Below are 26,482 nucleotides of genomic sequence, written 5' to 3'. Positions count from 1 at the left end.
TTCTGTGCTCCTTCATCCCTGCGGTGTAACAGATGGCGATAGGTCAGACCCGGACCAAATCGATCAGGCGGATGGTCTCGGGCTGGCAGCGGGGTATGCGGATGCCCACGCGCTCCAGATAGGTGCCGGTGACCTCGGCGTCGCCTAGTGGACCTATCGGATCCAAGTGCTCCAGCGAGGCTCTGGGCTTAGCGGGGCCAGTCCAGGCCAGCCGATATCGGGCCTTGGGGTCCAGGCCGGGAATACGTAGATAAACACCACGATTATGCAGGGATTCATCCAACTGGACGTGGGCCATGATGGCACGACTGCGGTCGGGGGCCACCACGCCATGTGCCAGGACCGAGGGGTCTGCCAGGTCCAGGCGGACCACATGGCCAGAGTGGAGGAAGCCGCGGTTGACCTTGTACCAGGTAATCCACTCCTTGAGCCGCTCCAGGTCCTCCTCGCCGGCCTGGCGGATGTCCCACTCGATGCCCATGGACCCGAAGACGGCCGTGGCCGCCCGGAAATCCAGGCCGTAGGTTCTGCCTGTCTGTTGGGAGGAAGGCTGGGAGATATGAGCGCCGATGTACTCGGGAGCCACAGTCTGCTCGGTCCAGCGCTGGATCAGCTGCCTGCTCAGGGCATCGGTCATATCGGAGTTCCAGAAGCGGCGGATTTTCTCGATCACACCCAGATCGATGCGGCCGCCGCCTGAGGCGCAGGACTCCCACTCCACCGTGGGGAAGCGAGCGCGGAGGGTGTCCAGCAGGCGGTAATAGGCCAGGGTCTGCTCGTGAATGGCCGGTGCGCCACCGTGGGTCTGGGAACCGGCTTCAAGAAGGTCGCGGTTGTGGTCCCACTTGACGTAGTCGATTTGGCAGGACTCCAGGACCTTGGTCATCGCCTCTAGCACGTGATCGAAGGCCTGGGGGTTGGTCAGGTCAAGGACCAGCTGGTTGCGCTGCAGCTCCGGGTTTCTGGATGATGCCCTCATGACCCACTCAGGATGGTCGCGGCAGGCATCCGAATCAGGATTGATCATCTCCGGCTCAAACCAGAGACCGAACTGCATCCCCAATTTATGGACATAATCAACTAAAGGTTCCAGGCCCTGTGGCCAGACCGCAGGGTCCACCCACCAGTCGCCCAGACCGGCCTTGTCGTCCCGACGTAGATGGAACCAGCCGTCGTCCAGAACAAGGCGCTCCGCCCCGATGCGGGCGGCCAGATCGGCCAGGTCGCGCAGGGTATTGAAGTCGTGGTTGAAGGTGATGGCCTCCCAGACGTTCAGGATGACCGGCTGCTCGCGCGGATGCTCGGGCAGGGTGCGTTCCCAGTCATGCAGGCTGTTCATAATCGGATCCATGCCATGGTCGGAGGCCGTGACCACAATCCAAGGGGTGCTGTACTCCTGGCCCTGGTCTAGGACCACCTCGCCGGGCATGAGGAGCTCGCCAGCACTGACCCCGGCCGGGGTGGAGCTGTTCCGGTCCACCCGGAACACCGTGTTCCCGCTCCAGGCCGGCTGGACGCAGAGCACTCTGCCATGATGGAAGTTGAACCCGGGGGTGCCCACCATGACCACAGGCCCCTCGAAGCCGGTGCGGCCCCAACGGAACTCGCGAACCCAGGCCCCGTCAGCCAGGTCATGACGCTGGGGGCTGCGCTCACGCTCGTGCCGGCCCGCAAAATCCAGAATCTGGGTTTGCTCGTCGTCCAGGGGCAGGCGGACCTCCAGACCCTCCAGCAGGAAGGGGTCGGCACCCAGGTTGCGCAGAGTATGACGAATCCGCAGTGAACCGCCGGCCATGGCCTCCACCCTGGTCTCCAACCCAAGCTGGGCATCCTCGTCACCGGCCTTGATGGTCAGCGAGTCAGCTGTCTGCTCAGGCTGACTCTCGACCAGGAATCGAGGCGACCATGAACGGCCAGCATGGATACCATCGGGGTCTTGGGTGATCCGATACCCGGTCAGGCCCGGATGCAGGTAGGTGTTCTGCGCATGCTCCAGCAGCAGGGGCGAATGGGTCGGGGCCCAGGCGGGGGTCTGTTCCAAGCCATCCAGTTCGGGGCCTGCATAGAACCCTCTGATGTCAGGAATATCGGCACCCGGCGTAATAGGCCCCAAGGCCATGCAGGTGAGTGGCTGACCCGAATGGGCCGACTGTGGAAAGAGCATGGGGAAATCCTTTGGTAACTACGGCACAAATGTGCAAAAACAATGATGCATGATGAACCAGTGAGCCGCCCGCCCACTGCAATTGGGCGGCTCCTGATTAATGGACTACTTGACCGCTCCGGCCACCATCCCTGCAATGAAGTACTTTTGCAGAAACATGTATGCGACCACCATGGGGACTGCCGCAATCAGGGATGCTGCCGCGGCAACGCCCAGATTGTTGGTATTGGCAGAGAAGAAGGAGGCCACACGAGGAGCAATGGTCTGGGCCGAGGGGTCGGTCAGGATGTAGCTGGACAGGGCATAGTCGTTCCATACTGTCGAGCCGGTCATGATGATCACGGTCGCCGTCACTGGCTTGAGCATGGGCAGGACCAGGCGTATGAAGACCTGGAGTCGGTTGGCCCCGTCCAGCTCGCCGGCTTCGTCAATCGCCGGAGGTATGGCCTTGATGAAGGCCGTGTAGAGGAAGACCGACAGAGGCAGGTTGGTGGCGGTCAGCACCACGATGATGCCCCAGTAGTTGTTCACCCCGCCGATCTTCACCAGGAAAGAGTAGAGGGGGACCAGAATGCTCAGGGGCGGAATCATCATCATGGAGAGGATGAAGGCCGAGACCAGCTTGTTGAACCGAGTCAGACGACGAGCCAGGGGATAGGCCGCAGCTGCTCCCAGGATGCAGACCATGGCTGTCGTCCCCACGGTCACCACTACGCTGTTGAGTACGGATTTGAGGATGCCGCCCTCATTAATGGCCTCGAACCAGTTGGACCATGCCATGTCGTGGGTGCGCATGCTCAGGGCCGAGCTCAGATCATCCGAGGGCTTGAGCGAGGTGGTGATCGCCAGGTAAAAGGGCAGAAGCTGGCAGAGGCAGACGATGACCAGGAAGAGGTAGATAGCCCAGCGCCCACGCTGGTATGACCGCTCGGCAGGGGTCATTGCGCTCTTGTTCTTGCCAGCCATGTCAGGCCTCCCAATCCAGCTTGGCCAGTCCCTTGTTGACCAGCCAGGTCACGATAGCAATCAGGACGAAGAGGAAGACCCCGATGGCGGAGGCATATCCGGCCGCCTGGTTGTCGAAGTAGATCGTGCCGATATAGGTCGAGATGGAGTTGGTCGAATACCCGGGACCACCGCCTGTCAGCACCTTGACCATGTCGTAGAGCTTCAGCCCTCCGATCAGGTTCAGAACCACGCTGGTCGTGAAGGCGGGTGCCAGGAGCGGCAGGGTGATGTTCCAAAACTTCTTCCATCCGGATGCCCCATCGACTTCGGCGGCCTCTACGATCTCCTGGTCCATGGTCTGCAGACCGGCCAAGTAGATGATCATGGAGACGCCGACGAACTGGATGGAATTCACCAGCACGATGATGCAGACCGAGAACCCTGCATTGTTGAACCAGGCCACCTTGTGCAGACCCAGCGCCGTCATTACGGCGTTCAGAGCGCCCTGCTGGTACTGGAAGACGAAGTAGTACATGATGCCCATGATGACCGGGGCCACCAGAGCAGGCAGGTAGATGATGGCCCTGATCAGGGTGCGCCCCTTGATCTTGGCGTTCAGCAGCAGCGCCAGAGCCAAGCCCAGGATCTGCTGAAGCACTGTGCTGCCGATGCCGTAGATGAAGGTGTTGATGACCACCTGTTTGAAGTTGGTGTCAGTCAGCATCTGCTTGTAGTTGGCCAGCCCTACGAAGGACTTGGCGTCGTTGTACCCGTCCCAGTTTGTCAGAGAAAGCCCAATCCCCGACAGGAGCGGATAGATGATGAAGACCACCAGGAGGATGACAGCTGGAAGATAGAAGAGATTAATCGAGGCACCCCTGAAGCGGCGACGACGCGGGGAGGGACTCCTACCATGGTCAATGGATGCACTCCTGCCATCCCCATGTAACGGTGATCCGGATTGGGTGTCCTGCAAAGGAATCACCCCTGAGCAACTATCTGTCATGACTCGACTCCTCTTGGCCTATTAATCAAGAAGACTTCTGGCCATACAGGCCATTGAAAGAGGTCTTGACCTGATCTGCAGCGTCCCGTGCAGTCAGCTGACCGGTCAGCAGACCGTCGGTCGACTTGGCCAGGGTGTTGTACATGCCGTTGGGCAGGTACTTGCGGTCGAAGAAGGGGACCAACTTGGTTTTCTTCTCGTTCACCCAGTAGTTGTAGGTCGGCTCGAACTGCCCCAGCGCGGACTTGACGCCGGTCAGAGCCGAATCGTTCATGCTTACATCTACCAGCTTCTGCAGGTTTTCAGGCTCGGCCATGAAGTCGATGAACTTCAGCGCCGCATCCTTGTTTTTGCTGGTCTTGGAGACACCGAAGGTCAGGGTGTCCTCGCCCGTGGAGAAATAGGGCTTGCCGACTTCGGCAGGAACCGGCATCATGCCCAACTTGACGCCGGGGTTGTAGGACTGGATCAGCTGGGAGCTACCGTTGGCGCGGAAGGAGAAGCCGGCCTTGTCCTGAGCCATCAGCCTGGAGATGTCATCCTGGGATGCAGAAGTGTAATCCACGTTGAACCAACCGTCCTTGGCCCACTTGGCCACTCTGGAGGTGTACTTCTCGTAGATTGCGGTGTCGAACTTGCCATTGGAGAGATCCTTGAGCTGGTTTTCGTCGTACATGCCCGGAAGCATGTAGTCGGCGATGTCGCCATTGGGACCCGCGTCCTTATTGGAGGAGATGAGCGGAGTGTATCCGGCGGCTTTCAGCTTCGTGCAGGCCTGCTCAAAAGCATCCCAGGTGTCGATGGACTTGGGATCGACGCCAACCGCATCCAGGACCGTTTGGTTGTACATGATGCCAGACACCTGGATGTCGGCGGGCAGGGCATAGAACTTGCCGTCCTTGGTCTTAAAGACATCGTCGCCTATCGGCTTGAGCCGCTTGGCCCAGGACCTGTTCTGCAGCGGCTCCAGGAAGTTGGCGTAACGGTCGCGCGACCAGCCATGGGTGTTCCAGATATCCGGAGGATTGTGGCCCGCCAGACGAACCTTGATATCGTTCTCGTTGTTGTTGGTGCCCGGAACCATCTTGATGGTGATGTCCGGATTCTTTGCTTCGAACTTCTTGCCCAGGCCCTGAAGAGCCTTGAGCTGGGCGGTCCCCGTCGACTGCATAGTCATGAATTCCACGGTCTTCTTGCCTCCGGAGGAGGAAGAGCCGCAGGCGGCCAATGGGGTTATTGCCATAGCGCAGCAGATGCCGACCGCTGCCACCGTCTTGATCTTGTTCATCAACCACTCCTTCGTGGGTTGTTTCTTCGTCGAACATGTTCCGAGAGAAACGGAACTGACTTCGCATTCCTAAATATACGCGAGTAGATTCGTCTGTCAAATACCTGAGGCCGGCTGCCTTCACAATTGACTTTGAAGAAAAGTGCTCTCAATATAACTGTATATTTAGAGCTATTTTCTTGATTTCCCAGTCACGACAAGACATATACAGACAAGTCCACATAGCTTCTAAACCAGGGTTCACAGCTATATCAATTCGAGTAGATTCTGCATTTCGGGTAGCATAAATTGAGACTGGTGAACAGGCAGATGGGAACGGGCTCTGATGGCTATAAACAATAAGAATCACCCACAACGCAGAAGGGCCACACGCACGGATGTGGCCAAGCTGGCCAATGTCTCCACGGCCGTGGTCAGCTACGTATTCAACAACGGGCCCAGGGCTGTGGCTCCGGACACATCCAAGCGGGTGCGCGAGGCGGCGAAGCTACTGAACTACCATCCCAACCCCACTGCACGAGCCCTGCGCACCGGGTATTCCAAGATGCTGGGGGTCATTGTGCCCGATTCGTCCAACCCCTTCAGCGCCGGCATCTACGACGAGCTGCAGACGGTGGCCATGCGACGAGGATACTCGGTCCTCTTCATGAACGTGCGCAGCGACCCCGAACTGGAGGAACAGGCCATCAGACAGCTGCTGGAGCGCAATGTCGATGCCATTTTCCTCTCTTCCTCACGCAGCTACACACAATTGAGCATGGCCCATCTGGAAGAGTGCCGCTTCGTCTTCATGGACCAGCCCCACCGGGTAACCAATGCCAAGAGCGTGTCGACCGATTACTTTCACTCTGGCCTGACCGCCACCCAACACCTGATCGAGCACCGGCATTGCAGCGTCGACATGCTTTTTGGCGGCTCCCCCGACGACCGGGGCGATGCCCGAATCCAGGGCTGGTACGCGGCCCACCAGAATGCCAATCTTCCTGCGGGCAGAATCCGCCAGGCCTTCTTCACGCGCGAGGGCGGCTATCGCGCCACCTTGGACCTGATCGACAGCGGCAGGCCACCCCAGGCCATCTTCGCCGGATCGGACCTGGAGGCCATGGGTGCCCTCCGGGCCCTGCATGAGCGCAGGCTGCGTATCCCCGATGACGTGTCCATTGTCTCCTTCGACGGCACCATTGACTCCCTCTACACTTGGCCTCAGTTGACCACAATGCAACAGGACACCGTGAAAATTGCCTCCTGCGCCATCAATGCTGCCCTGGAGCCGGATCAGGTCCCTGACGTGCAGACCATCAAGGCGGATATGGTCGTCCGTCACTCCTGCGGCTGCTGATACAACACATCGCACAAACTGTGGATAATATCCTTAGTTTCTCATCGATATAGACCAGCAGCATATATCAGAAAAGGCACTAGCATCATCGCCGCAAAGACAGTGACATCAGCACCTTCTCAGACTCCGCTCTGGCCCGAACCCAGGGTCAGGCCCCTATCAGATCCAGCATTTCAGGAACGGACTTCTTGCCGAACTCCACGGTCTCCTGACCATCCTTGCGGATCACAATACAGGGGACGCTCATGACCTGGTATCGGTCCTTCAGCTCGGGGAAGTGGGCCAGGTCGTAGGCCTCGGCTCGCACCATGCCGTTCTGAGCAGCCACACGCTGAGCGGACAGGACCGTGGTCGGACACATGGTACAGGTCAGGGAGACCAGCATCATCACGTCTACCTGGTCCTTGATGGCATCGATCCGGTCCGAGGTGGGCTGATCCACCTGCTGGCCGGGGCCCGCCACATTGTAGAGGGCCAGGACGAAGGAGTTGAACTCGTGGCCGCTGGGCACGCCATGGAAGGCCAACCCGGTCGTCCGGGAGACGCCTTGGTCGTCCACACGGCAGATGCGCACGCTGGGCCGAGCATCGGGCAGGTCGCCGACGGAATCATAATCCTTGCCGTCCTCATCCGTACGGGAGCCCACCCTGGAAGTCAGCTTGCCGTCGGAAAGCCCGACCAGCTCGTCTACGAAGGCCTCCAGCTCCTTGGAGACCTGGCTGCCATCCAGATCCAGGGCCAGCTCCAGCTTTCCGATCATCTTGCCGAAGACCAGATCCAGCTGCTTCCTGATATCGGGCCCAAAGAAACCAGATGTCTTGGCTGGGGCATTTCCCGTACCCTGGGCCACGGGAGCCGGCGAGGTACCAGAAGCGGCAGCCGACTCGGCGGCCTCCTTTTCGGACTTCTCATAGGGGGTGTTCTCGGGTCTGGGCGGCACCAAACCGGTCCGGGCGGACATATCGGAGGCATAGCGCTCCAACTCCACGGCTGCCACAGCACCGTCAGAGGTGGCGGTGATGACCTGGCGGAGGTTCTTCACCCGCAGGTCGCCAGCGGCGTAGACGCCCGGGACCGAGGTCTCCAGGTAGCCATGGGTGATGACGTACCCGTGATCGTCCAGGTCAACCACGCCTTTGACCAGGCCGGTCTGAGGCACATAGCCCGCGAAAACAAAGACACCGAAGGTGCCTTGGTCGGCCGGCCTCCAGGCCTTGGTCTCCCCGGTGGTCCTGTCCAGGAGGGTGGCCTCGACCAGGCCGCCCGGACCGGCGGAGACACCCTGGAGCTCGGTGGAGTAGTGAATCTCGATCTTGTCGTTGTTCCTGGCCTCGGCGGCCACGGAGGCGTCACAGGTGAAGTCCTCCTCACGCACCAGGAGGGTGACCTTGGTGGCGTACTTGGTCAGGAAGACGGACTCTTCGGCGGCGGCGAATCCTCCGCCAACAACCAGGACCTCACGCCCGGAGAAGAACTCCCCGTCACAGGTGGCGCAATATGCCACTCCCCTGCCGGCGTACTCCTGCTCACCTTCGAACCCGATCTTACGGGGGCTGGCTCCGGTGGCAATCAGGACGCCGAAGGTCCGCAGATCGCCCCTGGATGTGTGGACCACCTTGATGTCGCCATCCACATCAATCCCGGTGGCCTCGGCCGTCATGAACTCCGCACCGAAGTCCTGGGCCTGCTGACGCATGGTCTCGGTCAGCTTGTGCCCATCCGTCCTGGCCACTCCTGGGTAGTTGACCACGTCCGCAGTGATGGTGATCTGCCCGCCGAAATCGTCCTTCTCCAGAATCAGAGTACGGTACCGGGCACGGGCCAGGTAGAGCCCGGCGCTCAGTCCGGCAGGGCCGCCACCGATGATGACCACATCATAGAGATTCTTGTCTTCCTTCATGTTCCTTATTTCCTTGTCGATGAAGTGCATACAGTAAGGGGAACCCCTCAATCGCAACGACGGCCTGGTAACCGGAGGAACCGGCTCTCCGGAAAGGCGGATGCACTCCGCCAAGCAGCGCCGCTCCGATGAGCAGGTTCCCCTGGCTCACTGGAATGGTCCGTTCAGGACGCTTGAATCAGAGCTGACCCACCAGGTCCAGGCTGGGCTCGATGGTGTCATCGCCCGGCTCCCACTTGGCAGGGCAGACCTGATCGCCGTGCTCGTAGACGAACTGCGAGGCCTGAACGCGGCGCAGCAGCTCGTCGGCGTTACGGCCCACATTGGAGGAGATAACCTCGTAGGCCACGACCTTGCCCTCGGGAGACAGGATGAAATCGCCTCGCTCTGCCTTGCCTTCGGCCTCGTTGTACGTATCCAGGTCCTTGGCCAGGGTGGCTGTGGGGTCGGCAAGCATCGGGTACTGGATCTTGGCGATCTTCTCGTTGGCCTCATGCCACGCCTTGTGGACGAATTCGGTGTCGCAGGAGACCGAGTAGATCTCACAGCCGGCCTTCTTGAAGTCCTCGTACTTGATGGCCAGATCCTCAAGTTCGGTCGGGCAGACAAAGGTGAAGTCCGCGGGGTAGAAGAAGAGGACGGACCAGTGACCCAGCAGGTCCTGCTTGGTCACCTCGTGAATGTCGTCGTTCTGGAAGGCCTGGGTCTTGAAGTCGGTGATTTCATGCTGCAGTAGCGTCATGGTTGGTTCCTTTCGGGGAATTATCGGATACCGTCAATCCAACCGCCCGGAACACCTCGGATTGTGGAGGATTCAGAACCTCGTACAAGAGGCGACGGGCCGGGTCGGATACCGACTCCATGCTAGCGACCGAGACTTGGCACCGAAAGGTGGGTATCATCCCAGCCTGTGTGATATACGGCACAGAGCCCCCTGATGGCCGCCTATGATGGAGGGATATGCCAGAGCAGCCAGAAGGAGTCCCCGCCATGAGCGAAAATCGCACGCCCGCATCAGAGGGAGAACCCCGCGCCAACGCGACCTGGAGCAGGATGCTGGCCGGCAACCGCCGCTTCTTCGAAGGGCAGGCCGAACACCCCTGGCAGGACGCGGAAACAAGGGAGTCTTTGATTGATGCCCAGTCTCCGGATGCTGTTGTTCTCTCCTGTTCGGACTCCCGGGTCCCGCCTGAAATCATCTTCGACCAGGGGCTGGGTGACCTCTTCACGGTCCGCACGGCCGGTCAGACCTTGGACCCGTCGGTTCTTGCATCCCTGGAATTCGCCATTACCGAGTTGAAAATCTCGCTTCTGGTGGTGATGGGGCATGAGCACTGCGGAGCCGTGACCGCCTGCCTGCGGGCCATCGAAGACCACCGTTCGGAAACAGGAAGGACCCGAATCGAACCCGGAGACGAGGCCCTGGATGAGACCTTCGTCCACGACAGCCCCTCACCAATCGTCAACCAGGTGGGCACTTCGATTCTGGCGGCTCAGGAGGCCGGCCTGGAGACCACTGACGAATACGAATCGGTGCATATAGCCCGGACCATCGAGGCCCTGGTCGACAGGTCCGAGGTCATCCGCCAGGCCGTTGCCGAGGGACGGATCATGATGGTGGGGGCCCGCTACAGTCTGACCAGCGGCAAGGTTCAGGTTCTCTCCTTCTGACCAATCCACGGAGTCCCGCCTGCCCGAGGTTGGGGATCCCCTCGGACCCACCATCCGGCCGAGCAGGCACCCTGCCACTCGCGCCAGCCGGTTTGACCTCTATGGCACTGGATACCCCGGATAGAGAAGACCATAACGTACATTGGAGGCATGTCATTATGGCTCAACATCCTGCTTATCTTCGTCTTCCTCCTGATCGGGTCCGTCTTCTCGGGAACCGAGCTGGCACTGGTCTCCCTGCGCGGATCGCAGCTGGAACAGATGGAACAGCAGGATGCCCGCGGCGCCAGGGTGGCTCGAATCGCCCGTGACCCCAACACCTTCCTTTCGTCCGTCCAGATAGGCGTGACCTTGTCCGGATTCCTCTCGGCCTCCTTCGGCGCCTCCTCGATAGCGCCCTACGTGGTTCCGGTGGTGACCGGCTGGGGTGTCCATGCTGGACTGGCCTCGACCCTGACCACCATCGTATTGACCCTGATCATCTCCTACTGCTCCATCGTCATCTCGGAGCTGGTGCCCAAGCGCATCGCCATGCAGCGCACGGAGAAAATAGCCCGGGCGGTGGTACCGGCCATCGACATGTTCTCGACCATCTGCAAGCCGCTTATTTGGCTGATTGCCAAGAACACCAACGGCATCGTGCGCATCCTCGGTTTCGACCCCCAGCAGACCGACACCCAGGTCAGCGACGATGAGCTGCGCGTCCTGGTCTCCTCCAACACCAACCTGAGCAAGGATGAGCGGATGATTCTGGGCGATGTCTTCGACGCCTCGGAGACCAGTGTGGCCGAGGTCATGCGCCCCAGGGCCGACGTGGTCTTCATCTCGGGCGATATGCCCCTGAAGGAGGCGGCCGACTTCGTCCACAACGAGCCTTACTCACGCTACCCGGTGACCGGCCGTGACTTCGACGATGTTCTTGGATTCGTCCATGTACGCGATCTCCTCGATGTGCGCAACCGGCGCGCCCGGACCGTGGCTGATGTAACCAGGCCCGGCATCTCCCTGCCCGGAACCTCCAAGCTCCTTCCCAGCCTGGAACGCCTGCGCAAGAAGGGAATCCACCTGGCCGTGGTCATCGACGAGTATGGCGGCACCGATGGCATCGTGACGCTGGAGGATATGACCGAGGAGCTCGTGGGTGATATCCGCGATGAGTACGACCTGCCCGAAGAGAAGGGGTCGGCCCAGTCGGGAGCCTCCGCCTTCGTGAATGGGGTGGCCAAGGTGGATGGCGGCATGACCATCGAGGACTTCGCTGACCTGACCGGAATAGAACTGGAAGACGGGCCTTACGAAACCCTGGCCGGGTACTTCCTGGCCCAGACCGGGCGGATGGGCAGGGTGGGCGATGTGGTCCACTCCGACGACGGGTACGATATGGTCGTTACCAGGGTTGATGGGCGGCGTATCGAGACCATCGAGGTCAGACACCGCGAAGTGCTCCCAAGCGACGGCTCCGAGGATGACGATGGCAGTAAGTCGGAGGCAGCGAACTCCGATACTTCTGGTGGAGACAAGGAATAGCGCCGGCCCTCCTCGTCGAGAGGGACATGGTGCCCACAGAAGGTCTGAATAATCACACTAATCTCCCGGGAAATCCCCATACTCGCAGGTATCCGTGGCTAGGGTTGAAGTAAGGGTCGGTTGGGAAACCGGCCGAATGGAATCGCTGACGATACGCCGACGAACGAAGGAGAGATTATGGCACTGAACTTTACCGTACCGGGGCTGGACGAAGCCACCAGTGAGAAGGTCATCGCAATCCTCCAGGAGCGCCTGAGCCAGGAGCAGGAGACCGCCCTGGTTCTCAAGCATGCCCACTGGAACATGAAAGGCAAGGAGTTCATCGGCATCCACGAGATGATGGACCCCGAGGTCGACTCGGTTCTGAACATGGCCGACGAGACCGCCGAGCGCATCGCCACCCTGGGTGGCTCACCCGCCGGACGCCCAGACGACATCGTGAAGAACCGCAACTGGGAGGGCCTTGAGCTGACCGGTCGCCAGGATGCCCTGGACTATCTGAAGGCACTCGACAAGTACTACACCACCTTCATCAAGCTGGACCGCGAGGCCATCAGTAAGCTGGATGACCTGGATGTCATCAGCTCCAATATCCTCCAGGACCACGTCCAGGAGCTGGAGCACTTCCAGTGGTTCATGAGGAGTCACCTGTTCTGATTCCCCCGGAATCACCTCGGCTGCTCCAAGCCGGTTGTTCCGTCAAGCGTTGATTGACGACAGTCCGGCGGACAGCACGGAAAGCGGGCTGATTGGTAAAACGCCAATTAGCCCGCTTTTTATTGCGAGCCATCAGCCCTTGCGATAGAGCTTGGTGTAGGAACCCTCGGCACGAGGACGAACCACAATCTGGTCGACATCAACCGTGTCGGGCTGCTCCAGCGCCCAGGAAACACATCCTGCGACATCATCGGCAGTCAAGGGATCCGGCACCCCGGCATAGACGGCATCGGCCTTGGAGGAATCACCGCCGAATCGTTTCAGGGAGAACTCATCAGTATGGACCAAGCCGGGTGCGATATCGACTACCCGAACCGGCTCACTGACCAACTCCAGACGCAGAATACGGGCCATGACCCGTTCCGCTGCCTTGGAAGCGCAGTATCCGCCACCACCCTCGTAGGGTTCGATACCGGCAGTCGATGAAACAACCAGGACCGTACCCTCGGACTCCTTCAGGGCCGGCAGGAACTTCTGGATGACCCTCAACGTACCCAGGACGTTGAGCTCATACATGCCCCGCCAATCGTCCAGGTTCGAGGTGGCCACGGCATCCTTGCCGAAGGCTGCCCCCGCACAGTTGACCAGGGCCTTGACCGGACCTTCCGACAGCACGGCATCCACTGCCTTCCGTGTTGAATCCTCGTCGGTCACATCACAGACCTGATAGGTGAATCCTTCGCCCAGCTCCTTGGCCAGGTCCCGCAGGTTCTCCTCGCGGCGGGCCAGACCCACCACCTGCCAACCCTTACCCACCAGGGCCCTGACACTGGCCTGCCCGATACCACTCGATGCACCCGTGACCACTGCCCGCTTGATCGTATTCGTTGAATCCGTCATCATCGCTCCTTCATCTGCCATCCTTGAACAGCGCTCACCACCAACGCTAGCGCGGAAACAAGCACCCGAGCGCATTCCCACCCCGATGTGGTCGGATATCAACCAGTCGTTCATTCATCTCTGTGTGGTTCCCGGCATAATTCGGGTCGCCGTGGAATATGGGCCTAGGGTATTCAGATAACCACGTACTGGTTGAGTCGCCTCCTGCGCTGTCGCCAATCCGGCATGTACCTGGTCATCAGCTCCTGGAACAGGGGGCCATGTCCATGGGCATGCAGGTGGGTCAGCTCGTGAACGAGCACATACTCCAGAAGTTCAGGATCCAGCCAGGCCAGCTCAGTATTGAGCCGAATCCGGCCCGTGGAAGGAGTACAGGACCCCCAGCGGGTCTTCATGTGGCGCAGAGTAATGGCCGTGGGGCGCTTACCGACGACCGGCACCCAGGTTTCAACCAACCGAGGCAGCCGCTCTTCGATGATTCGCCTGGCCCTATCCTCGGATCGGTCCTTCCCCTGCGGTTCATCCCCGCATCTGCTCTCACCATCTGCTTTTCGGTCATCGGCAGAATCGTTGGAATCACTCGCAATCTCCGAAATGGAGTTACTGATACGCCCTCGGGTCCGGCCAATCCAAACCCTCCTGGCCCGGACGAACTCCTCAAGCTGCTTATCCGAGAGACCGACCGGAGCCGTGACTTCAAGCCCTCCTTCAGGCGGTTTCACCCGCAGGTAGACGTTCTTGATTCGCTTACTGATGACCAGGACCTCTTCACCATCCAACTCAAGCAGGCGGCGCTTGACCGTCGATCCGGCACCCCGGCCCCGTCTGCCGCCACCGATTGTCTTGGTCATATACGAATCTCCGTCATACCTGCATTCTTCACCACCCCCGCGATGTAGCTTGTAATCTTGCAACTCACGACGCGACGCGAATTGACTTACTCTGCCCACATGGTATGCTAACCATTTGTGTGATTCTCCAGAGTCACATGGAATGGGCCTGTAGCTCAGCTGGTTAGAGCGCATCCCTGATAAGGATGAGGTCGGAGGTTCAAGTCCTCCCAGGCCCACGCACTTCTGCTTTTTGAAGTTCATTCCAATCACGGGGCTATGGCGCAGCTGGTAGCGCATCTGCTTTGCAAGCAGAGGGTCGCCGGTTCGAACCCGGCTAGCTCCACAAAAACATGAAGCGTCTGACCGTTCCTCCTCAGGAGCGAGTTCGGGCTTATTTGTAGATTAGAGAGCGCAATGTAGGCACTTCTTTTTCGTTTTATGTCCTAGAAGGCCCAAATTTGCCGTTTTTAAGCCATTTTCGGCCCTTAGGTGCAGGTCTGCTGCCGTAGTCCGAGGCAACCGCAGGTCAGGGTTCAAGCCCTCCACCGTCGCCGTGGACGGCCGTGGCCCCACAGCCAAGACCGTACGCACGATGTACGCCAAGGTGAGAACGCCCGCCGTCCTGCCGTTCGAACGGGTAAAGCTGAAGTAGGACGAGACTGAGTGAGATACTCATTAGATATTGGTTAGATAAAGAGTATCTAATGCGAGGAGGTAAGAGGGAGGCTGTATATGGGCAAGAAGCACGACTGGAAGGAAACCGAAGCGTTTGCTGGAACCACGGCGTCTGAAGTGCGCGCCACGTCGCTGGTGTCCATGACGAGAAGCGCCAAGGAGCGTCTGACGGCTGTCGCGAAGGCCCACGAGTTGAGCCTGAGTGCGTTCTTCCGACTGGCGGCCGACGAGTACATCACGAACCATAAGTGGTAAGCAGAGAGGGAACCGAACAGATGGCACACGTCTCCGAATACGATGCCGAGAATCTATTCATTGACAGGCTTGAGAGCATCGGTTATGAGTTTGTTCAGATGCGTGACTACGACGACGTCGTGGCGAATTTTCGCAAGCAGCTCGCGGCATTCAATGCCGAGAAGCTGACCGAAGCGAAGGGCGAGACAACGTTCTCAGATGCCGAGTTCGGACGTGTGATGATTCATGTCAACAACCACAGCGTCTACGAGTCTGCGAAAATCATTCGCGATAAGTACGTGCTGACGCTGGATAACGGGAAGACTGTATATCTAGATTTCTTCAGCTCCGACATCGATCGGAACATCTATCAGGTGACGCATCAGGTAACAATGGATAAGGAGCATAAGGGCGATGTCGTCTATAAGAACCGTTACGACGTGACGATTCTCATCAACGGCCTGCCGACGGTGCAAATCGAGCTGAAGCGCCCCGGCGTCGAAATCAACGAGGCAATCAATCAGATCAACCGGTACCGCAAGTTTTCGTTCAAAGGACTGTTTCATTATTTACAGCTGTTCGTGGTGTCGAATTCCGTGCAGACGAAGTACTTCTGCAATGAGAACGAGATGGACGGCGGCTTCTACAACCCGATTCTGAAGAGCCTCGTGTTCTTCTGGACGGACGACAAGAACACGCGAATCAACAAGTTGGACCAGTTCACGGCGGAGTTCCTGCGTCGCTCGACGCTTACGGAGATGCTCGACAAGTACATGGTTATCAAGACCACTGAGCCTATCCTGATGGTCATGCGCCCGTATCAGATTTACGCGGTGAAGGCCGCGAAGCGCCGCGTGCTGGATTCCAACCAGAACGGCTATGTCTTCGCGTGCACAGGCTCGGGCAAGACGCTGACGTCGTTTAAGTTGGCCCAGCTTTTACGTGACGAGCCGCGTGTGGACAAGGTCATCTTCCTGATTGACCGCAAGGATCTGGACGACCAGACCGTGGGCGAGTACAACTCGTTTGAGAAGGACTGCGTGGACGGCTCCGATTCGACCACCGTACTGGTCAGACAGCTGAAGCAGGACGACCGCAAGCTCATTGTGACGACGATTCAGAAGATGGCGAACGCGGTCAGGAACAAGCGATATGAGTCGCTGATGGATTCGTACCGTGACAAGAAGGTTGTATTTATCATAGACGAGTGCCATCGCAGCCAGTTTGGTAAGATGCACGGCGACATCAAGCGCCATTTCAACAACGCGAACTATATCGGCTTTACGGGCACACCCATCTTCGAGGCGAATCGCGGCAGGGATGGCAGGACGACCGCGGATGCATTCTGCGCTGGGTCTAAGCTGGATGCCTGCCTCCATCGTTACATGATTAAGGACGCGATTGCGGACGGAAACGTGTTGCGCTTCTCGGTCGAGTACCGGCGCTCGCTTTCCCCCAAGCGTATTGCCGCGAATGACATCGATCCCGAGCAGCTGAACGACCCTGATTATTGCCGACGCCACAACATCGATTTGGAGTCGCTGTACCACGACGACGAGCGTATCCGGTCGGTGGCCGGGAACATCTTCGAGCATCACGAGCAGCACGCCCACCCGCAGGGCACGGACGTGTACACGGCGCTGTTCGCGGTGGACACTATCAAGACGCTTGGCAAGTATTACGACGCGTTCAAGGCGTTGAATGAGACGAGAGATGACGACAAGCGGTATCGCGTGGCCGCCATCTTCACGTACCAGCCCAACGGCGACATGGACGAGGGCGGAGACGAGCACTCGCAGGAGCTGCTGGAGCGCTGTATGAATGACTACAACGAGATGTTCGGTACGGCGTTCGGGCTGGATTCCTTCGACGCGTACCGCAAGGACATCACGCGCCGCATGAAGCAGGAGGATCTGCCGCAGGTGGACATTCTGCTGGTGGTCAACATGCTGCTGACGGGATTCGACGCGAAGCCGCTGAACACCCTTTATTTGGACAAGAACCTCATCTGGCACACACTGGTGCAGGCATACAGCCGTACGAACCGAGTCGACAAGGTGACGAAGCAGTTCGGACAGATTGTCTCCTACCGCAATATCAAGCGGGCGCAGGACGATGCCCTGCGTCTGTTTTCCGGCGACGGCGACCCTAACGAGTACCTGCTCGAGAACTATGAGTATTACATGAACAGGTGGATGAACCAGGTGCCCGTGCTGCGCAAGGTCACGCAGACCGTGGACGATGCCGGACAGCTTCAGAGCGAGGACGACATCCGGCAGTTCATCCTCGCGTTCCGTCCGCTTTCAGGCACGCTAGCAACGCTGAAGACACTCGACGAGTTCAAGTGGACGGATTTAGCCGGGGCTCTCGGCGAGGAGGAATACGAGGGCTTCAAAAGCTGGTACCTGTATTATTACGATGAGTCGAAGAAGCGCAACCCGAAGGTTCCCGTGCCCGTCGACGTGGATTTCGACGTGGAGCTGGTCCGCACCGACCGCATCAACGTGATGTACATCCTGAGCTTACTGAAGTCAGCGCACAAAGCCAACAAGAGTGAAGCGGATATTGATCGCGACATCGACCTTGTCATGCGGGAGATCGAGCGTTCGGACAACGATGCCCTACGCGCTAAGAAGGACATCATGAAGGCATTCATCCAAACGCGCTTCTACAACTTGCCGGAAGACGCCGACGTGCAGCAGGCTTACGAGCAGTTCGAGCGTGAGAGCCTCGAGGACGAAATCGAGACGTTCGCCCGCGAAAACAGTCTTGAGGCGAAGGACGTGCAGGACATCTTCTCGAAGTACATCTTCGACGGGAATTTCTCTGAGGAGGCCGTCCGCCAGAAGCTGACCGCATATCGTAAGGGACTTGTGGAGATCACGACCATGACGCAAGTCATCAAGAAGTTCGTCATCGACACATACAACCGCTATAGGGCCGAAGGAGAGTAAGCGGCATGATTGATGCCACAAAGTATCAGGAGCAGGCGAGCGAGCTGTCCCAAAAGCTCTGGGCCATCGCGAACGATTTGCGTGGAAACATGGATTCCACCAAGTTCCGTAACTACATCCTCGGGACAATTTTCTATAGCTACCTGTCGGAACGCACCGAAGAGTACATGCAGGAACTCCTGAAGGCGGACGGCCTGAGCTACGAGCAGGCATTCGCCGATGCGAAATACGGCCCCATCGTCGAACAGTGGTCCATTAAGCATCTTGGCTACATTATCAAGCCCAAGAACCTGTTCCGCGAACTGGTTCGCAAGATTGTCCATCCTTCGGATGACCGTGACAAGTTCAGCGTTGAGGACTACGAGCGCGCGGTGAACGAGCTGACGGGTTCCACGATGGGTCAGGCGTCGGCGGCGGCGTTCTCCGGCTTGTTCAATGACATGAAGTTGCATGACCCCGATTTGGGCGACACCGTGGCCGATCGTACTGCGCTCATCGCCAAAGTCATCGTGCAAATCAGCGAGATTGACTTCAAGCTATCCGATTCGCAGTTCGACGTGCTGGGGACGGCGTACATGATTCTTCTCGGACTGTTCGCCTCGGACGCTGGCAAGAAGAGCGGCGAGTTCTTCACGCCAACGGGGCCCTCGAAGCTGGTGGCGACGCTGGCGACCGTCGGCCTGGACGAGGCGAAGACGGTGGGCGACTGCACGTGCGGCTCGGCATCCATGCTGCTCGAGGTGCAGAAACACCTCACGACTGGACGTGTCGGTCATTTCTACGGGCAGGAAAACAACGCCACTACGTACAACCTTGCGCGCATGAACATGCTGATGCACGGCGTGGATTACCAGAACTTCGACATCTACAAGGGCGATACGCTGCGCGAAGACAAGTACGGCGACGTGAAGATGACGGTGCAGGTCTGCAACCCGCCGTACTCGCTGAAGTACGACGGCAACCCCGCCTTGCTGCATGACCTGAGGTATTCGGGCGCGGGGAAGCTGCCGCCGAAGTCCCACGCCGACTACGCCTTCGTCGAGCACATGATCTATCACATGGACGATGACGACGGGCGCGTGGCCGTCCTGCTGCCTCATGGCGTGCTGTTCCGCGGCGGTGCCGAGGCGGTCATCCGCAAGTACATCATCAAGGATCTGAATCGCCTCGATGCCGTCATTGGCCTTGCACCAAACCTGTTCCACGGCACATCCATCCCCGTGTGCCTGCTCGTACTGAAGTCCAAACGCAACGGCAACAGCGACAACGTGCTGTTCATCGACGCGAGCAAGGAGTTCAAGCCCGGCAAGAACCAGAACACGCTTGAGGACGAGCACATCAAGAAGATCGTGAACGCCTACACGATGCGCGAGGACATCGAGAAGTTCGCCCATGTGGCGGATATGGCAGAGATCGAGGCAAACGACTGGAACCTCAACATCCTGCGTTACGTGGATACGTACGAGGAGGAAGAGCCCGTCGACCTCGAGGCCGTACGAGATGACATCAAGCGTATCGAGGGCGAGAAGAAGGCCTCTGCCGACAAGGTGGAGTCGATGCTGCGGCAGCTGGGAATATGACTGTGGTGGAAAAGAAAGCAGAAGACTGACCTTGGAAGCGTGCGATTTACAACTATCACATGAGGGAAGACGAGAACAACGCCTGTATTTCGTCCGCTGTGACCGATAGTTGGTATTCGACGTCGCCAGAACAGGAGAAGACTCTGTTTCTGAGCACGATGCACAGGCTTTCGAAGGGCATGATGGCGTTACGGTGCACATCGCTGAGGTGAATCTGCCCTCTTTATTTATGACGAGCGGATATACGGAGACGTTTGAAGGTGTGTTTGTTGGCGGAGCAAGATGTAATCATGCGGCGAACGCGCAGCCGAGTTCATGATTTTGCTGGACGTGGATTATTGGAAGGCACTATTGACGCCCCTGCGATTACGTTCTCAGGGCTAAAGTAGCTCAAAGACCTCGTGACGCTCGACGACTCGGCAAACGATATTATTCGCGAGTTTGTTGCAGCCGTTCACGAGAATACAACTGCGATGTAGGTGCATGGCAAGAAGCTTGATGAATCACTGGTTGCGTTGGAATCGCAGATTGCAGCATCAGAGAAGAAGGACGACGCGGTATACATGGCGGAGAATATGGCGACGACTATCGACACGGTGCCTGCTGCGGCAAGCGCAGCACCAAGTATGATGAATCCGATTCATCGATTGTTTGAGTTTATTAGGAGGTGAAGTGATATGGAACCAGTATTGCGTTTTAAGGCTGATGATGGGTCCGATTTTCCTGATTGGGAAGAGAAGACACTGGGAGAACTTTGTGCGCCTTTGACATACGGAATGAATGCGGCTGCAACGAGGTTTGATGGCGAAAATCGTTATATCCGCATTACTGATATTGACGACGAAACGCATGCATATTTGTCTGACGATGTTGTTTCGCCAGAGGGTAAACTTGACGATAAATATATTGTTGGAAACGGGGATATTTTACTGGCAAGGACTGGTGCAAGTACAGGCAAGTCTTATCTGTATCATTCAAAAGACGGCAAATTGTTTTATGCGGGCTTTTTGATTAAAGCGCATGTGCTTTCAAGTTCGGACGACTACTTTGTGTATTCCCAAACGCTTACTGATAAGTATTGGAAATGGGTTAAGACGACTTCGATGAGATCTGGTCAACCGGGAATTAACGCAACCGAATATGCATCTTATTCGTTTGCTGTTCCCTCTCTCCCCGAGCAGCACAAGATTGCCGATTTGCTCTCGACCGTCGACAGAGTTATCGCTGCCCAGCAGACCGAGGTAGACGCATGGGAACAGCGCAAGAAGGGCGTGATACAGAAGCTGTTCAGCCAGGAGGTCAGGTTCAAAGCTGACGACGGGTCCGAGTTTCCCGATTGGGAAGAGAGAACATCTGCCGAATTGTGCAATCGAATGATTGGTGGCGGTACGCCATCAACTAGCAATACCGACAATTACAACGGTGATATTTCTTGGATTTCATCTTCCGATTTGGATGTGGACAACATCACAACAGTTCGTAGAACGCGATTTATCACAGAGGAAGCTATTGCAACTTCGGCTACAAAAAAAGTAAAGCCCGGTTCAATCGCTGTAGTTCTTCGTGTTGGGGTTGGAAAAGTTGCGCTTTTGGATCGCGAAACGTGTACGAGTCAGGATTTTATTAGCTTAGAAGATGTCACGGGCGATGCAAAGTTTATTGCATACATGCTGTCCGCACGAATGCAACGAGAAGCCGTTCGAACCCAAGGGACTTCAATTAAAGGTATCCCCGCAACACGATTCAAAGAGCTGACTTATCGCATGCCATCGTCCATTATTGAGCAGCGCAAGATTGCCGACCTGCTCTCGATCGTCGACGACGTCATCGTCAAGGCGAAGGCTGAGCTGGCGAAATGGCAGGAATTGAAGAAGGGCCTGCTACAGCAGATGTTTGCTTAGATCCGACCACGCCCATCGTTGTCGCGATGGCGGACGTTTTTCTTTAGTCTGATAACAAGTAAAGGGAGTTAGTAATTTGGCACGCAGGAAGAAAACCGAGCTGGACGACAACAACCTCGCGATCGCGTATTACCGGTTCTCGTCGCACTCACAGAACGAGGCGAACATCGAGCAGTAGCGTGAGCTCGCCCACGAGTCGGCCGATGCCCATGGATTCACCATCGTGAGGGAGTACGAGGACGCGGCCATATCCGGCACGACGGACGCGCGCCCGGGGTTCCAGCTGATACTGTCGGAGGTCGCCAAGGGCAGGCTGCACACGCGCTCATCCTGCGGAAGACCGACCGTCTGGTGCGCGACAAGTACGTGCTGGTAATGGCTAAGAAGACCATACGCGAGGCAGGGTGCGAGATCCACCTGCTGGCGGAGAACATCCCGACGGACAGGCCCGAGGCGGTGCTCATCGACGGCCTGATGGCTCCATGTCCGAGTACCACAGCCGGCAGCTGTCGCAGAAATCCAGAGAGGCATGGACTACAACACCGCGCACTTCGCGCGTCGCATGTTCGACGAGTAAGCTACGGGGCGGGATGCAGTCGATAGCCGACGAGCTGAACGCCGAGGGGCGCAAAGTTCGGCGTGAAGATGCTGAACACGATGCTCAAGAACCGTGCTACATCGGTGAGCATCACTATGGCAACATCGCGGTCGAAGTAAGGCATACCTGCGCTGGCCAGCGGGGCCACGTTCGACAAATAGACTTAATTACCTCAACTCTGCCGAAAGGAACCCTTCTCTTTTCTACTGTTTTAAGACAGCCAGAGTCCATGGACCACGCTTGTATAGGTAGCTTACGGGATGTCACCACCCAAGGTGAGAGCAGACATCTACTTTGCCGAACCACTTTTCTCCGAACTGACTCCAACTATGCCCCCCCCTATTTGCGGAACCGGCAGAGAGAATCCGCACCCGGGAATCTGTCATTGAAATGCGCCAATGCCGGTTTGAATTGTGTCGACAGCGTCATAGCTGTGAGCAGCAATTCGAACCGGCACCATAAATTGCACCTCATTCTTTGTGCGGATGTTCAGGCGGAGATGAGCCTGCCATCCTGCAAGGTCAGCAGCCGATCGACCCGGGCCAGGACCGAGGGCCGGTGGGAGACGATCAGGTAGGCCCTGTCACCCTGTTGATCAATCAGGGATTTGAGCACCTTGCCCTCCAGGAGGGCATCCATGTTGCTGGTCGGTTCGTCCAGCAGGAGCAGGGAGGCCTGGCTCAGGAAGGCGCGGGCCAGGGCCACCCGCTGCTTCTGCCCTTCGGAGAGTTCGGATCCGTTGCTGGTCAGAACCTGGTCCAGTCCCTTGGGCAGCTGGTCAATCAGATCATCAAGGCAGGCCTGGCTGGCGGCCTCGGCAATCTCCTCGCGGCTGGCACCAGGTCGGGCTATGGCGATGTTGTCGGCCAGGGTTTCGCTGAATATATAGGTATCCTGGCTCACCAGGGTCTGTCGGGCACGCAGGTCAGCCGTGTTGATGGTCTCGATGGGTAGGCCGGAGACGGTCAGGTCGCCAGCACTCCTGTCTCGGAAGCGCATGAGCAGGTCGATGAGCGTGGTCTTCCCGGCCCCGTTCTCACCCTGGACACCGACCAGATCCCCTGGCTTGATGTCCAGTTCCAGGTCATGCAGAACCAGAGAATCGCTCCCATCCTGGTCAGACCCGGTGGCATAACCGAAGGAGAGCCCACTGGCATGGGTGCCTGAATAGGCAGGCAGTCTGGACCCTTCAGCCACCTCTTCAACCTCAGGCTCCTCGTCCAGCAGGCCGAAGACCCTTCGGGCAGCGGCGATGGTGGGCTGCAGGCCCGAGCCCAGTCTGGCCACAGGAATCAGGGGACCGAAGGAGCTGAGGAAACCAACCAGACCGATCATGGCCGGGGCCAGACCAATCGCTCCCCTGCCTGCGAGCGCGCAGACGGCCAGGGTGAAAACGGCCATGCAGACGAGGGTGGCCACCTGGGTGGCCAGGTCGTTGTAGAGGGTGTTACGTGAGGTGCGGCGCCGAGATTCCAGCATGTCGCCGGTGGCCTCATCCAGGTTCTGCCTGACCTGATCGGCGGCACCCAGAGCCACCAGCTCACGCCGCCCATCCAAGGTCTCCAGGAGAAGGCTGTGCAGGCGCCCCTGGGCTGTACGCTCCGCCATGGCCACACGGAAGGTGGGCGAGGCGCTGAGAAGGGGGATGACCAGACCTACGATCAGATAGGAAACCAGGGCCATCAGTCCCATCCACCCGGACAAGGCAGTCAGCGTGACCAGGTTGACCACGGCGGTAATCACTGCGATGGCGATGGGTGAAAGGGTATGGGCGTAGAAAATCTCCAGAGCCTCGATGTCATCGGTCAGAACGGTGACCATGTTGCCCCGCCCCCGCCGCGACAACTTGGCCGGGGCCAGAGTCCGCATCTTATCGAAAACGGTCACACGGATGTCGCGCAGGACACTGAACGCCATTTCATGGTTGTAGTACTGCTCGCCGTAGGCCATGACCCCCTTGAGCACCCCGGCCACAATGGACACCACCGCCCAGGCAATCCAGGTCCGGCTCAGCCAGCTGCCGTTTCCGGTCAGTCCACTCAGACCTATCAGGGCCGCCGTCGCGGCCATGACGCACCACACAGAGCACAGGTGGCCGAGCGACCCGCATCCTATGGCCTTACCTTCGGTGGCTGCCAGGGGCCTCATCAGTCCGGCCATTCGACGCATGATGCTCAGAGAGCCGCCGCCGGCCAGGGGGCCGAACTCCTCCTTGGGCATGGCACTTGTACTGGTACCGCTCAACGATCCGGTTCCCTTCTGCGTGGAAGTCCTCTGTCGGCTCATCGTGCGGCCTCCAACTCTTCGTATCGTTCCTGCTCGTTCCACTGGGCCGCAAAGAGTCCGCCCGCTTCCATGAGCTGGTCGAAATCGCCGCTTTCCACCAAGTGCCCCTGGTCCAGAAGCAGGATCCTGTCCGCATCCCGCACCCCGGCCAGGCGGTGGGTGATGGTGATGACCAGGCTGGACCTGCCAAGCCGATCCATCAGGGCGGACAGACTGGCATCGTGCTCACGGTCGACGGCGCTGGTGGCCTCGTCGAAGATGTAGAGCCTGGATCCACGCAGGAGCCCTCGTGCAATGGAAAGACGCTGCCTCTGCCCTCCCGACAGGTTTGAGCCGCCTGGCTCAAGTCGAGATTCCAGCCCCTCCGGCCGATTCAACAGGTCTTGGAGGTCCACATCCCTCAAGGCCTGCTTCAGAACCTCATCCGAGTACCCGACACCCGCCGGGTCAAGGTTGGACCGCAGGGTGCCGCTGAAAAGATGATCAGTACCCCTGACCACGGTTTGGGAAGTTATCAGGTCCGAGGGGGACATCCGGCTTACCTGATTACCGAATACACTCAGGCTTCCCTCATACCCCTTGAGCTGCCCGCTCAGAATGGAAGCCAAAGTCGACTTGCCCGATCCGGAAGCACCGACGATACCGATATGTCCCTGCTGCGGAAGCTCGAAATTCAGGGCATGCAGCGCCGTGAACCCGTCGGGATACGTAAACCTGAGATCGCCGGCCTTGACCCCGCACTTAGCCCCGGCGCCCTCACCGTCGCCTGGATCGACCTGCTCAACAGTCGCACCATCCTGCCCCGCATCTGTATCGGCCTGTGCACCCTGGGAAGACTCGGAACCGGCAGGGCCTGAAGCCTCTCGGTCGGCCCGGTCATGTGCTTCCTCCTCCTGCCTTTCCCGGCGTATGGCGGCAATGGCCTTACCCTGACGGGTGGCCACCACACCGGCATGTGCCAGGTAGCTCATACGCTGAGCGGGGGCAAAAAGACGGACACCGGTCAGGACGACCACGATGGAGGGCAGAAGCCAGATACGTGGGCCCGAGCCCCACTGGACCAGCACGGTCAGAACGGCAGCCAGGATGACGGTCAGGTGGACCATCATGTCGGCATTGATCAGACTACGCAGCTGCCCGGCCAGCACCGCCATGGTCTGGCGGCGGAAACCTTCGGAGTCCTCTGCCAGACGGTCGGCTTCGGCCTGGTCAGCATGGAAGATCTTCAACGTATTCAGGCCACGCAAGGACTCCTCGAAGTGGACCCCCACCTTGTCGTATTTCCGCAGATGCGCCGTTTGGACCTTGGTGTTGCGCTTGGTTCCCATCCTGAGGGTAAAGGGCATGACCACCATGCCCACCAGCACGACGATGGCACCCACAGGGCTGACCGGCAGAAGGACAAGCAGCACGACAGGCAGCATCATGACCGACTGGAAGAGAATGGGCAGGAAATCCGTGAAGTAGGAAGCCACCCGCTTCACGCCCTCCGTGGACAGCATGGCAAGGCTCTGGTTGGGGCGATTCCCATCAACCTTTCGCTGCCTGCCGTCAAACATGGAAAGGTAGAGGTCCTCCGAAAGGGCCGTGCTGATTGAGGTGCCCAGAGAGGCAGAACACCGGCTGATCGCCAGAAGGCAGAGTCCTCGGACCAGAATCAGCACCACCAGGCTGACCGCCAGGGCGGGAATCCGTCCGACAAGGGGGATCAGCAGCCCCGGAACCGGCAGGCCCCAGAGGAATCCCAGAGCGTAGATGGACAGGATCATGATCACCAGCTCCGCCACGGCCCCCACCGTATGCAGGAGGCCCAAAATGACGCTGCCGGATACCTTGGCACCCGGCAAATGCAGAAGTTCCTTATTGATCATGCTTGATTCCATCCGAAAATTATCTTTGCTCGTTTGTAGATGCAGACTAACAAAAGGGCTTTCGGAAGGGCAATACCCGAAATTTGGAAATCCTGAAGAGAAGCATGGAAAACCAGGAAACAGGACCGTAATCAGCGGCAGCAAGTCCAG

Annotated in this window: 19 protein-coding genes and 2 tRNA genes; 11 read left to right on the top strand and 10 right to left on the bottom strand. The window is 58.5% G+C overall.

The window, feature by feature from the left end; genetic code table 11:
• Window positions 1–43 precede the first annotated feature (43 nt).
• The 4 genes from BINDI_RS00235 to BINDI_RS00220 form a co-directional block, all read right to left on the bottom strand.
• Window positions 44–2,164 carry an alpha-galactosidase gene (locus tag BINDI_RS00235; RefSeq protein WP_033491511.1) on the bottom strand — a complete coding sequence of 707 codons (2,121 nt, stop codon included), beginning with the start codon at window positions 2,162–2,164 and terminating at the stop codon, window positions 44–46.
• Window positions 2,165–2,269: 105 nt separating this feature from the next.
• Complete coding sequence (locus BINDI_RS00230; protein ID WP_052109072.1) at window positions 2,270–3,130, bottom strand: carbohydrate ABC transporter permease; 861 nt, start codon at window positions 3,128–3,130, stop codon at window positions 2,270–2,272.
• A 1-nt stretch (window position 3,131) separates the two neighbouring features.
• Window positions 3,132–4,118 carry a carbohydrate ABC transporter permease gene (locus BINDI_RS00225; protein ID WP_081830715.1) on the bottom strand — a complete coding sequence of 329 codons (987 nt, stop codon included), beginning with the start codon at window positions 4,116–4,118 and terminating at the stop codon, window positions 3,132–3,134.
• 25 nt (window positions 4,119–4,143) lie between these two features.
• Window positions 4,144–5,406: an ABC transporter substrate-binding protein gene (locus tag BINDI_RS00220; protein WP_033491512.1), complete on the bottom strand. Its 1,263-nt coding sequence runs from the start codon at window positions 5,404–5,406 to the stop codon at window positions 4,144–4,146.
• A gap of 325 nt (window positions 5,407–5,731) precedes the next feature.
• Between BINDI_RS00220 and BINDI_RS00215 the strand changes: the two genes are divergently transcribed.
• Entirely contained in the window at window positions 5,732–6,745 is a 1,014-nt protein-coding gene (locus BINDI_RS00215) for a LacI family DNA-binding transcriptional regulator (protein WP_033491514.1), read from the top strand.
• Window positions 6,746–6,893: 148 nt separating this feature from the next.
• On the opposite strand, the gene BINDI_RS00210 is transcribed toward BINDI_RS00215, so the two are convergent.
• A complete protein-coding gene (locus BINDI_RS00210) occupies window positions 6,894–8,645 on the bottom strand; it encodes an FAD-dependent oxidoreductase (protein WP_033491543.1) in 1,752 nt (583 codons plus the stop codon).
• A gap of 178 nt (window positions 8,646–8,823) precedes the next feature.
• A complete protein-coding gene (locus tag BINDI_RS00205) occupies window positions 8,824–9,387 on the bottom strand; it encodes a redoxin domain-containing protein (protein ID WP_033491516.1) in 564 nt (187 codons plus the stop codon).
• Between the two features lie 311 nt (window positions 9,388–9,698).
• Here BINDI_RS00205 and BINDI_RS00200 point away from each other — a divergent pair, with 311 nt between their 5' ends.
• From BINDI_RS00200 to BINDI_RS00190, 3 genes are all read left to right on the top strand, one after another.
• Complete coding sequence (locus BINDI_RS00200; protein ID WP_162472055.1) at window positions 9,699–10,316, top strand: carbonic anhydrase; 618 nt, start codon at window positions 9,699–9,701, stop codon at window positions 10,314–10,316.
• A 150-nt stretch (window positions 10,317–10,466) separates the two neighbouring features.
• Window positions 10,467–11,843, top strand: a complete 1,377-nt coding sequence (locus BINDI_RS00195) for a hemolysin family protein (protein ID WP_033491519.1) — start codon at window positions 10,467–10,469, stop codon at window positions 11,841–11,843.
• 177 nt (window positions 11,844–12,020) lie between these two features.
• Window positions 12,021–12,500: a Dps family protein gene (locus BINDI_RS00190; RefSeq protein ID WP_033491521.1), complete on the top strand. Its 480-nt coding sequence runs from the start codon at window positions 12,021–12,023 to the stop codon at window positions 12,498–12,500.
• A 132-nt stretch (window positions 12,501–12,632) separates the two neighbouring features.
• On the opposite strand, the gene BINDI_RS00185 is transcribed toward BINDI_RS00190, so the two are convergent.
• Together BINDI_RS00185 and BINDI_RS00180 are read right to left on the bottom strand one after the other, a co-directional pair.
• Window positions 12,633–13,403, bottom strand: coding sequence for an SDR family oxidoreductase (locus BINDI_RS00185; protein ID WP_237742947.1), 771 nt, complete (start codon window positions 13,401–13,403; stop codon window positions 12,633–12,635).
• 170 nt (window positions 13,404–13,573) lie between these two features.
• Window positions 13,574–14,251, bottom strand: coding sequence for a M48 family metallopeptidase (locus BINDI_RS00180; RefSeq protein WP_052109074.1), 678 nt, complete (start codon window positions 14,249–14,251; stop codon window positions 13,574–13,576).
• Window positions 14,252–14,395: 144 nt separating this feature from the next.
• Here BINDI_RS00180 and BINDI_RS00175 point away from each other — a divergent pair.
• The 7 genes from BINDI_RS00175 to BINDI_RS07725 all read left to right on the top strand — a co-directional run bounded on the left by BINDI_RS00175 (window position 14,396) and on the right by BINDI_RS07725 (window position 21,953).
• Window positions 14,396–14,469, top strand: a tRNA-Ile gene (locus BINDI_RS00175).
• Between the two features lie 34 nt (window positions 14,470–14,503).
• Window positions 14,504–14,576, top strand: a tRNA-Ala gene (locus BINDI_RS00170).
• Between the two features lie 389 nt (window positions 14,577–14,965).
• On the top strand, window positions 14,966–15,163 hold the full coding sequence (locus tag BINDI_RS00165; RefSeq protein WP_033491523.1) for a hypothetical protein: 198 nt from the start codon (window positions 14,966–14,968) through the stop codon (window positions 15,161–15,163).
• A 20-nt stretch (window positions 15,164–15,183) separates the two neighbouring features.
• Complete coding sequence (locus BINDI_RS00160) at window positions 15,184–18,096, top strand: type I restriction endonuclease subunit R (RefSeq protein ID WP_033491525.1); 2,913 nt, start codon at window positions 15,184–15,186, stop codon at window positions 18,094–18,096.
• Window positions 18,097–18,101: 5 nt separating this feature from the next.
• The gene (locus tag BINDI_RS00155) at window positions 18,102–19,676 is read left to right on the top strand and encodes a type I restriction-modification system subunit M (protein ID WP_033491527.1); all 1,575 of its coding nucleotides are present in this window, start codon (window positions 18,102–18,104) and stop codon (window positions 19,674–19,676) included.
• 677 nt (window positions 19,677–20,353) lie between these two features.
• Window positions 20,354–21,577 (top strand): restriction endonuclease subunit S, encoded by a 1,224-nt coding sequence (locus tag BINDI_RS00150; RefSeq protein WP_033491529.1) that lies wholly within the window; start codon window positions 20,354–20,356, stop codon window positions 21,575–21,577.
• Between the two features lie 223 nt (window positions 21,578–21,800).
• The gene (locus BINDI_RS07725) at window positions 21,801–21,953 is read left to right on the top strand and encodes a recombinase family protein (protein WP_202805346.1); all 153 of its coding nucleotides are present in this window, start codon (window positions 21,801–21,803) and stop codon (window positions 21,951–21,953) included.
• A gap of 711 nt (window positions 21,954–22,664) precedes the next feature.
• Here BINDI_RS07725 and BINDI_RS07030 read toward each other — a convergent pair.
• Together BINDI_RS07030 and BINDI_RS07025 are read right to left on the bottom strand one after the other, a co-directional pair.
• The gene (locus BINDI_RS07030) at window positions 22,665–24,419 is read right to left on the bottom strand and encodes an amino acid ABC transporter ATP-binding/permease protein (RefSeq protein ID WP_158332576.1); all 1,755 of its coding nucleotides are present in this window, start codon (window positions 24,417–24,419) and stop codon (window positions 22,665–22,667) included.
• 38 nt (window positions 24,420–24,457) lie between these two features.
• Window positions 24,458–26,344 (bottom strand): ATP-binding cassette domain-containing protein, encoded by a 1,887-nt coding sequence (locus tag BINDI_RS07025; protein WP_081830713.1) that lies wholly within the window; start codon window positions 26,342–26,344, stop codon window positions 24,458–24,460.
• Window positions 26,345–26,482 lie beyond the last annotated feature (138 nt).

The organism is Bifidobacterium [indicum] DSM 20214 = LMG 11587 (genome assembly GCF_000706765.1).
GTDB classification, from domain to species: Bacteria; Actinomycetota; Actinomycetes; order Actinomycetales; family Bifidobacteriaceae; genus Bombiscardovia; species Bombiscardovia coryneformis.
Note: the sequence above shows the minus strand (reverse complement) of the source record. Positions and strands in the feature narration are given on the sequence as shown.

Bases quoted from the DNA above. Each gene is read 5' to 3' on its own strand.
- BINDI_RS00160 (WP_033491525.1), top strand. From the start codon at position 15,184: ATGGCACACGTCTCCGAATACGATGCCGAGAATCTATTCATTGACAGG.
- BINDI_RS00200 (WP_162472055.1), top strand. From the start codon at position 9,699: ATGCTGGCCGGCAACCGCCGCTTCTTCGAAGGGCAGGCCGAACACCCC.
- BINDI_RS00230 (WP_052109072.1), bottom strand. From the start codon at position 3,130: ATGGCTGGCAAGAACAAGAGCGCAATGACCCCTGCCGAGCGGTCATAC.
- BINDI_RS00205 (WP_033491516.1), bottom strand. From the start codon at position 9,387: ATGACGCTACTGCAGCATGAAATCACCGACTTCAAGACCCAGGCCTTC.
- BINDI_RS00235 (WP_033491511.1), bottom strand. From the start codon at position 2,164: ATGCTCTTTCCACAGTCGGCCCATTCGGGTCAGCCACTCACCTGCATG.
- BINDI_RS00150 (WP_033491529.1), top strand. From the start codon at position 20,354: ATGGAACCAGTATTGCGTTTTAAGGCTGATGATGGGTCCGATTTTCCT.
- BINDI_RS00190 (WP_033491521.1), top strand. From the start codon at position 12,021: ATGGCACTGAACTTTACCGTACCGGGGCTGGACGAAGCCACCAGTGAG.
- BINDI_RS00180 (WP_052109074.1), bottom strand. From the start codon at position 14,251: ATGACCAAGACAATCGGTGGCGGCAGACGGGGCCGGGGTGCCGGATCG.
- BINDI_RS00225 (WP_081830715.1), bottom strand. From the start codon at position 4,118: ATGACAGATAGTTGCTCAGGGGTGATTCCTTTGCAGGACACCCAATCC.
- BINDI_RS00215 (WP_033491514.1), top strand. From the start codon at position 5,732: ATGGCTATAAACAATAAGAATCACCCACAACGCAGAAGGGCCACACGC.
- BINDI_RS00210 (WP_033491543.1), bottom strand. From the start codon at position 8,645: ATGAAGGAAGACAAGAATCTCTATGATGTGGTCATCATCGGTGGCGGC.
- BINDI_RS00165 (WP_033491523.1), top strand. From the start codon at position 14,966: ATGGGCAAGAAGCACGACTGGAAGGAAACCGAAGCGTTTGCTGGAACC.
- BINDI_RS00155 (WP_033491527.1), top strand. From the start codon at position 18,102: ATGATTGATGCCACAAAGTATCAGGAGCAGGCGAGCGAGCTGTCCCAA.
- BINDI_RS07025 (WP_081830713.1), bottom strand. From the start codon at position 26,344: ATGGAATCAAGCATGATCAATAAGGAACTTCTGCATTTGCCGGGTGCC.
- BINDI_RS00185 (WP_237742947.1), bottom strand. From the start codon at position 13,403: ATGATGACGGATTCAACGAATACGATCAAGCGGGCAGTGGTCACGGGT.
- BINDI_RS00220 (WP_033491512.1), bottom strand. From the start codon at position 5,406: ATGAACAAGATCAAGACGGTGGCAGCGGTCGGCATCTGCTGCGCTATG.
- BINDI_RS00195 (WP_033491519.1), top strand. From the start codon at position 10,467: ATGTCATTATGGCTCAACATCCTGCTTATCTTCGTCTTCCTCCTGATC.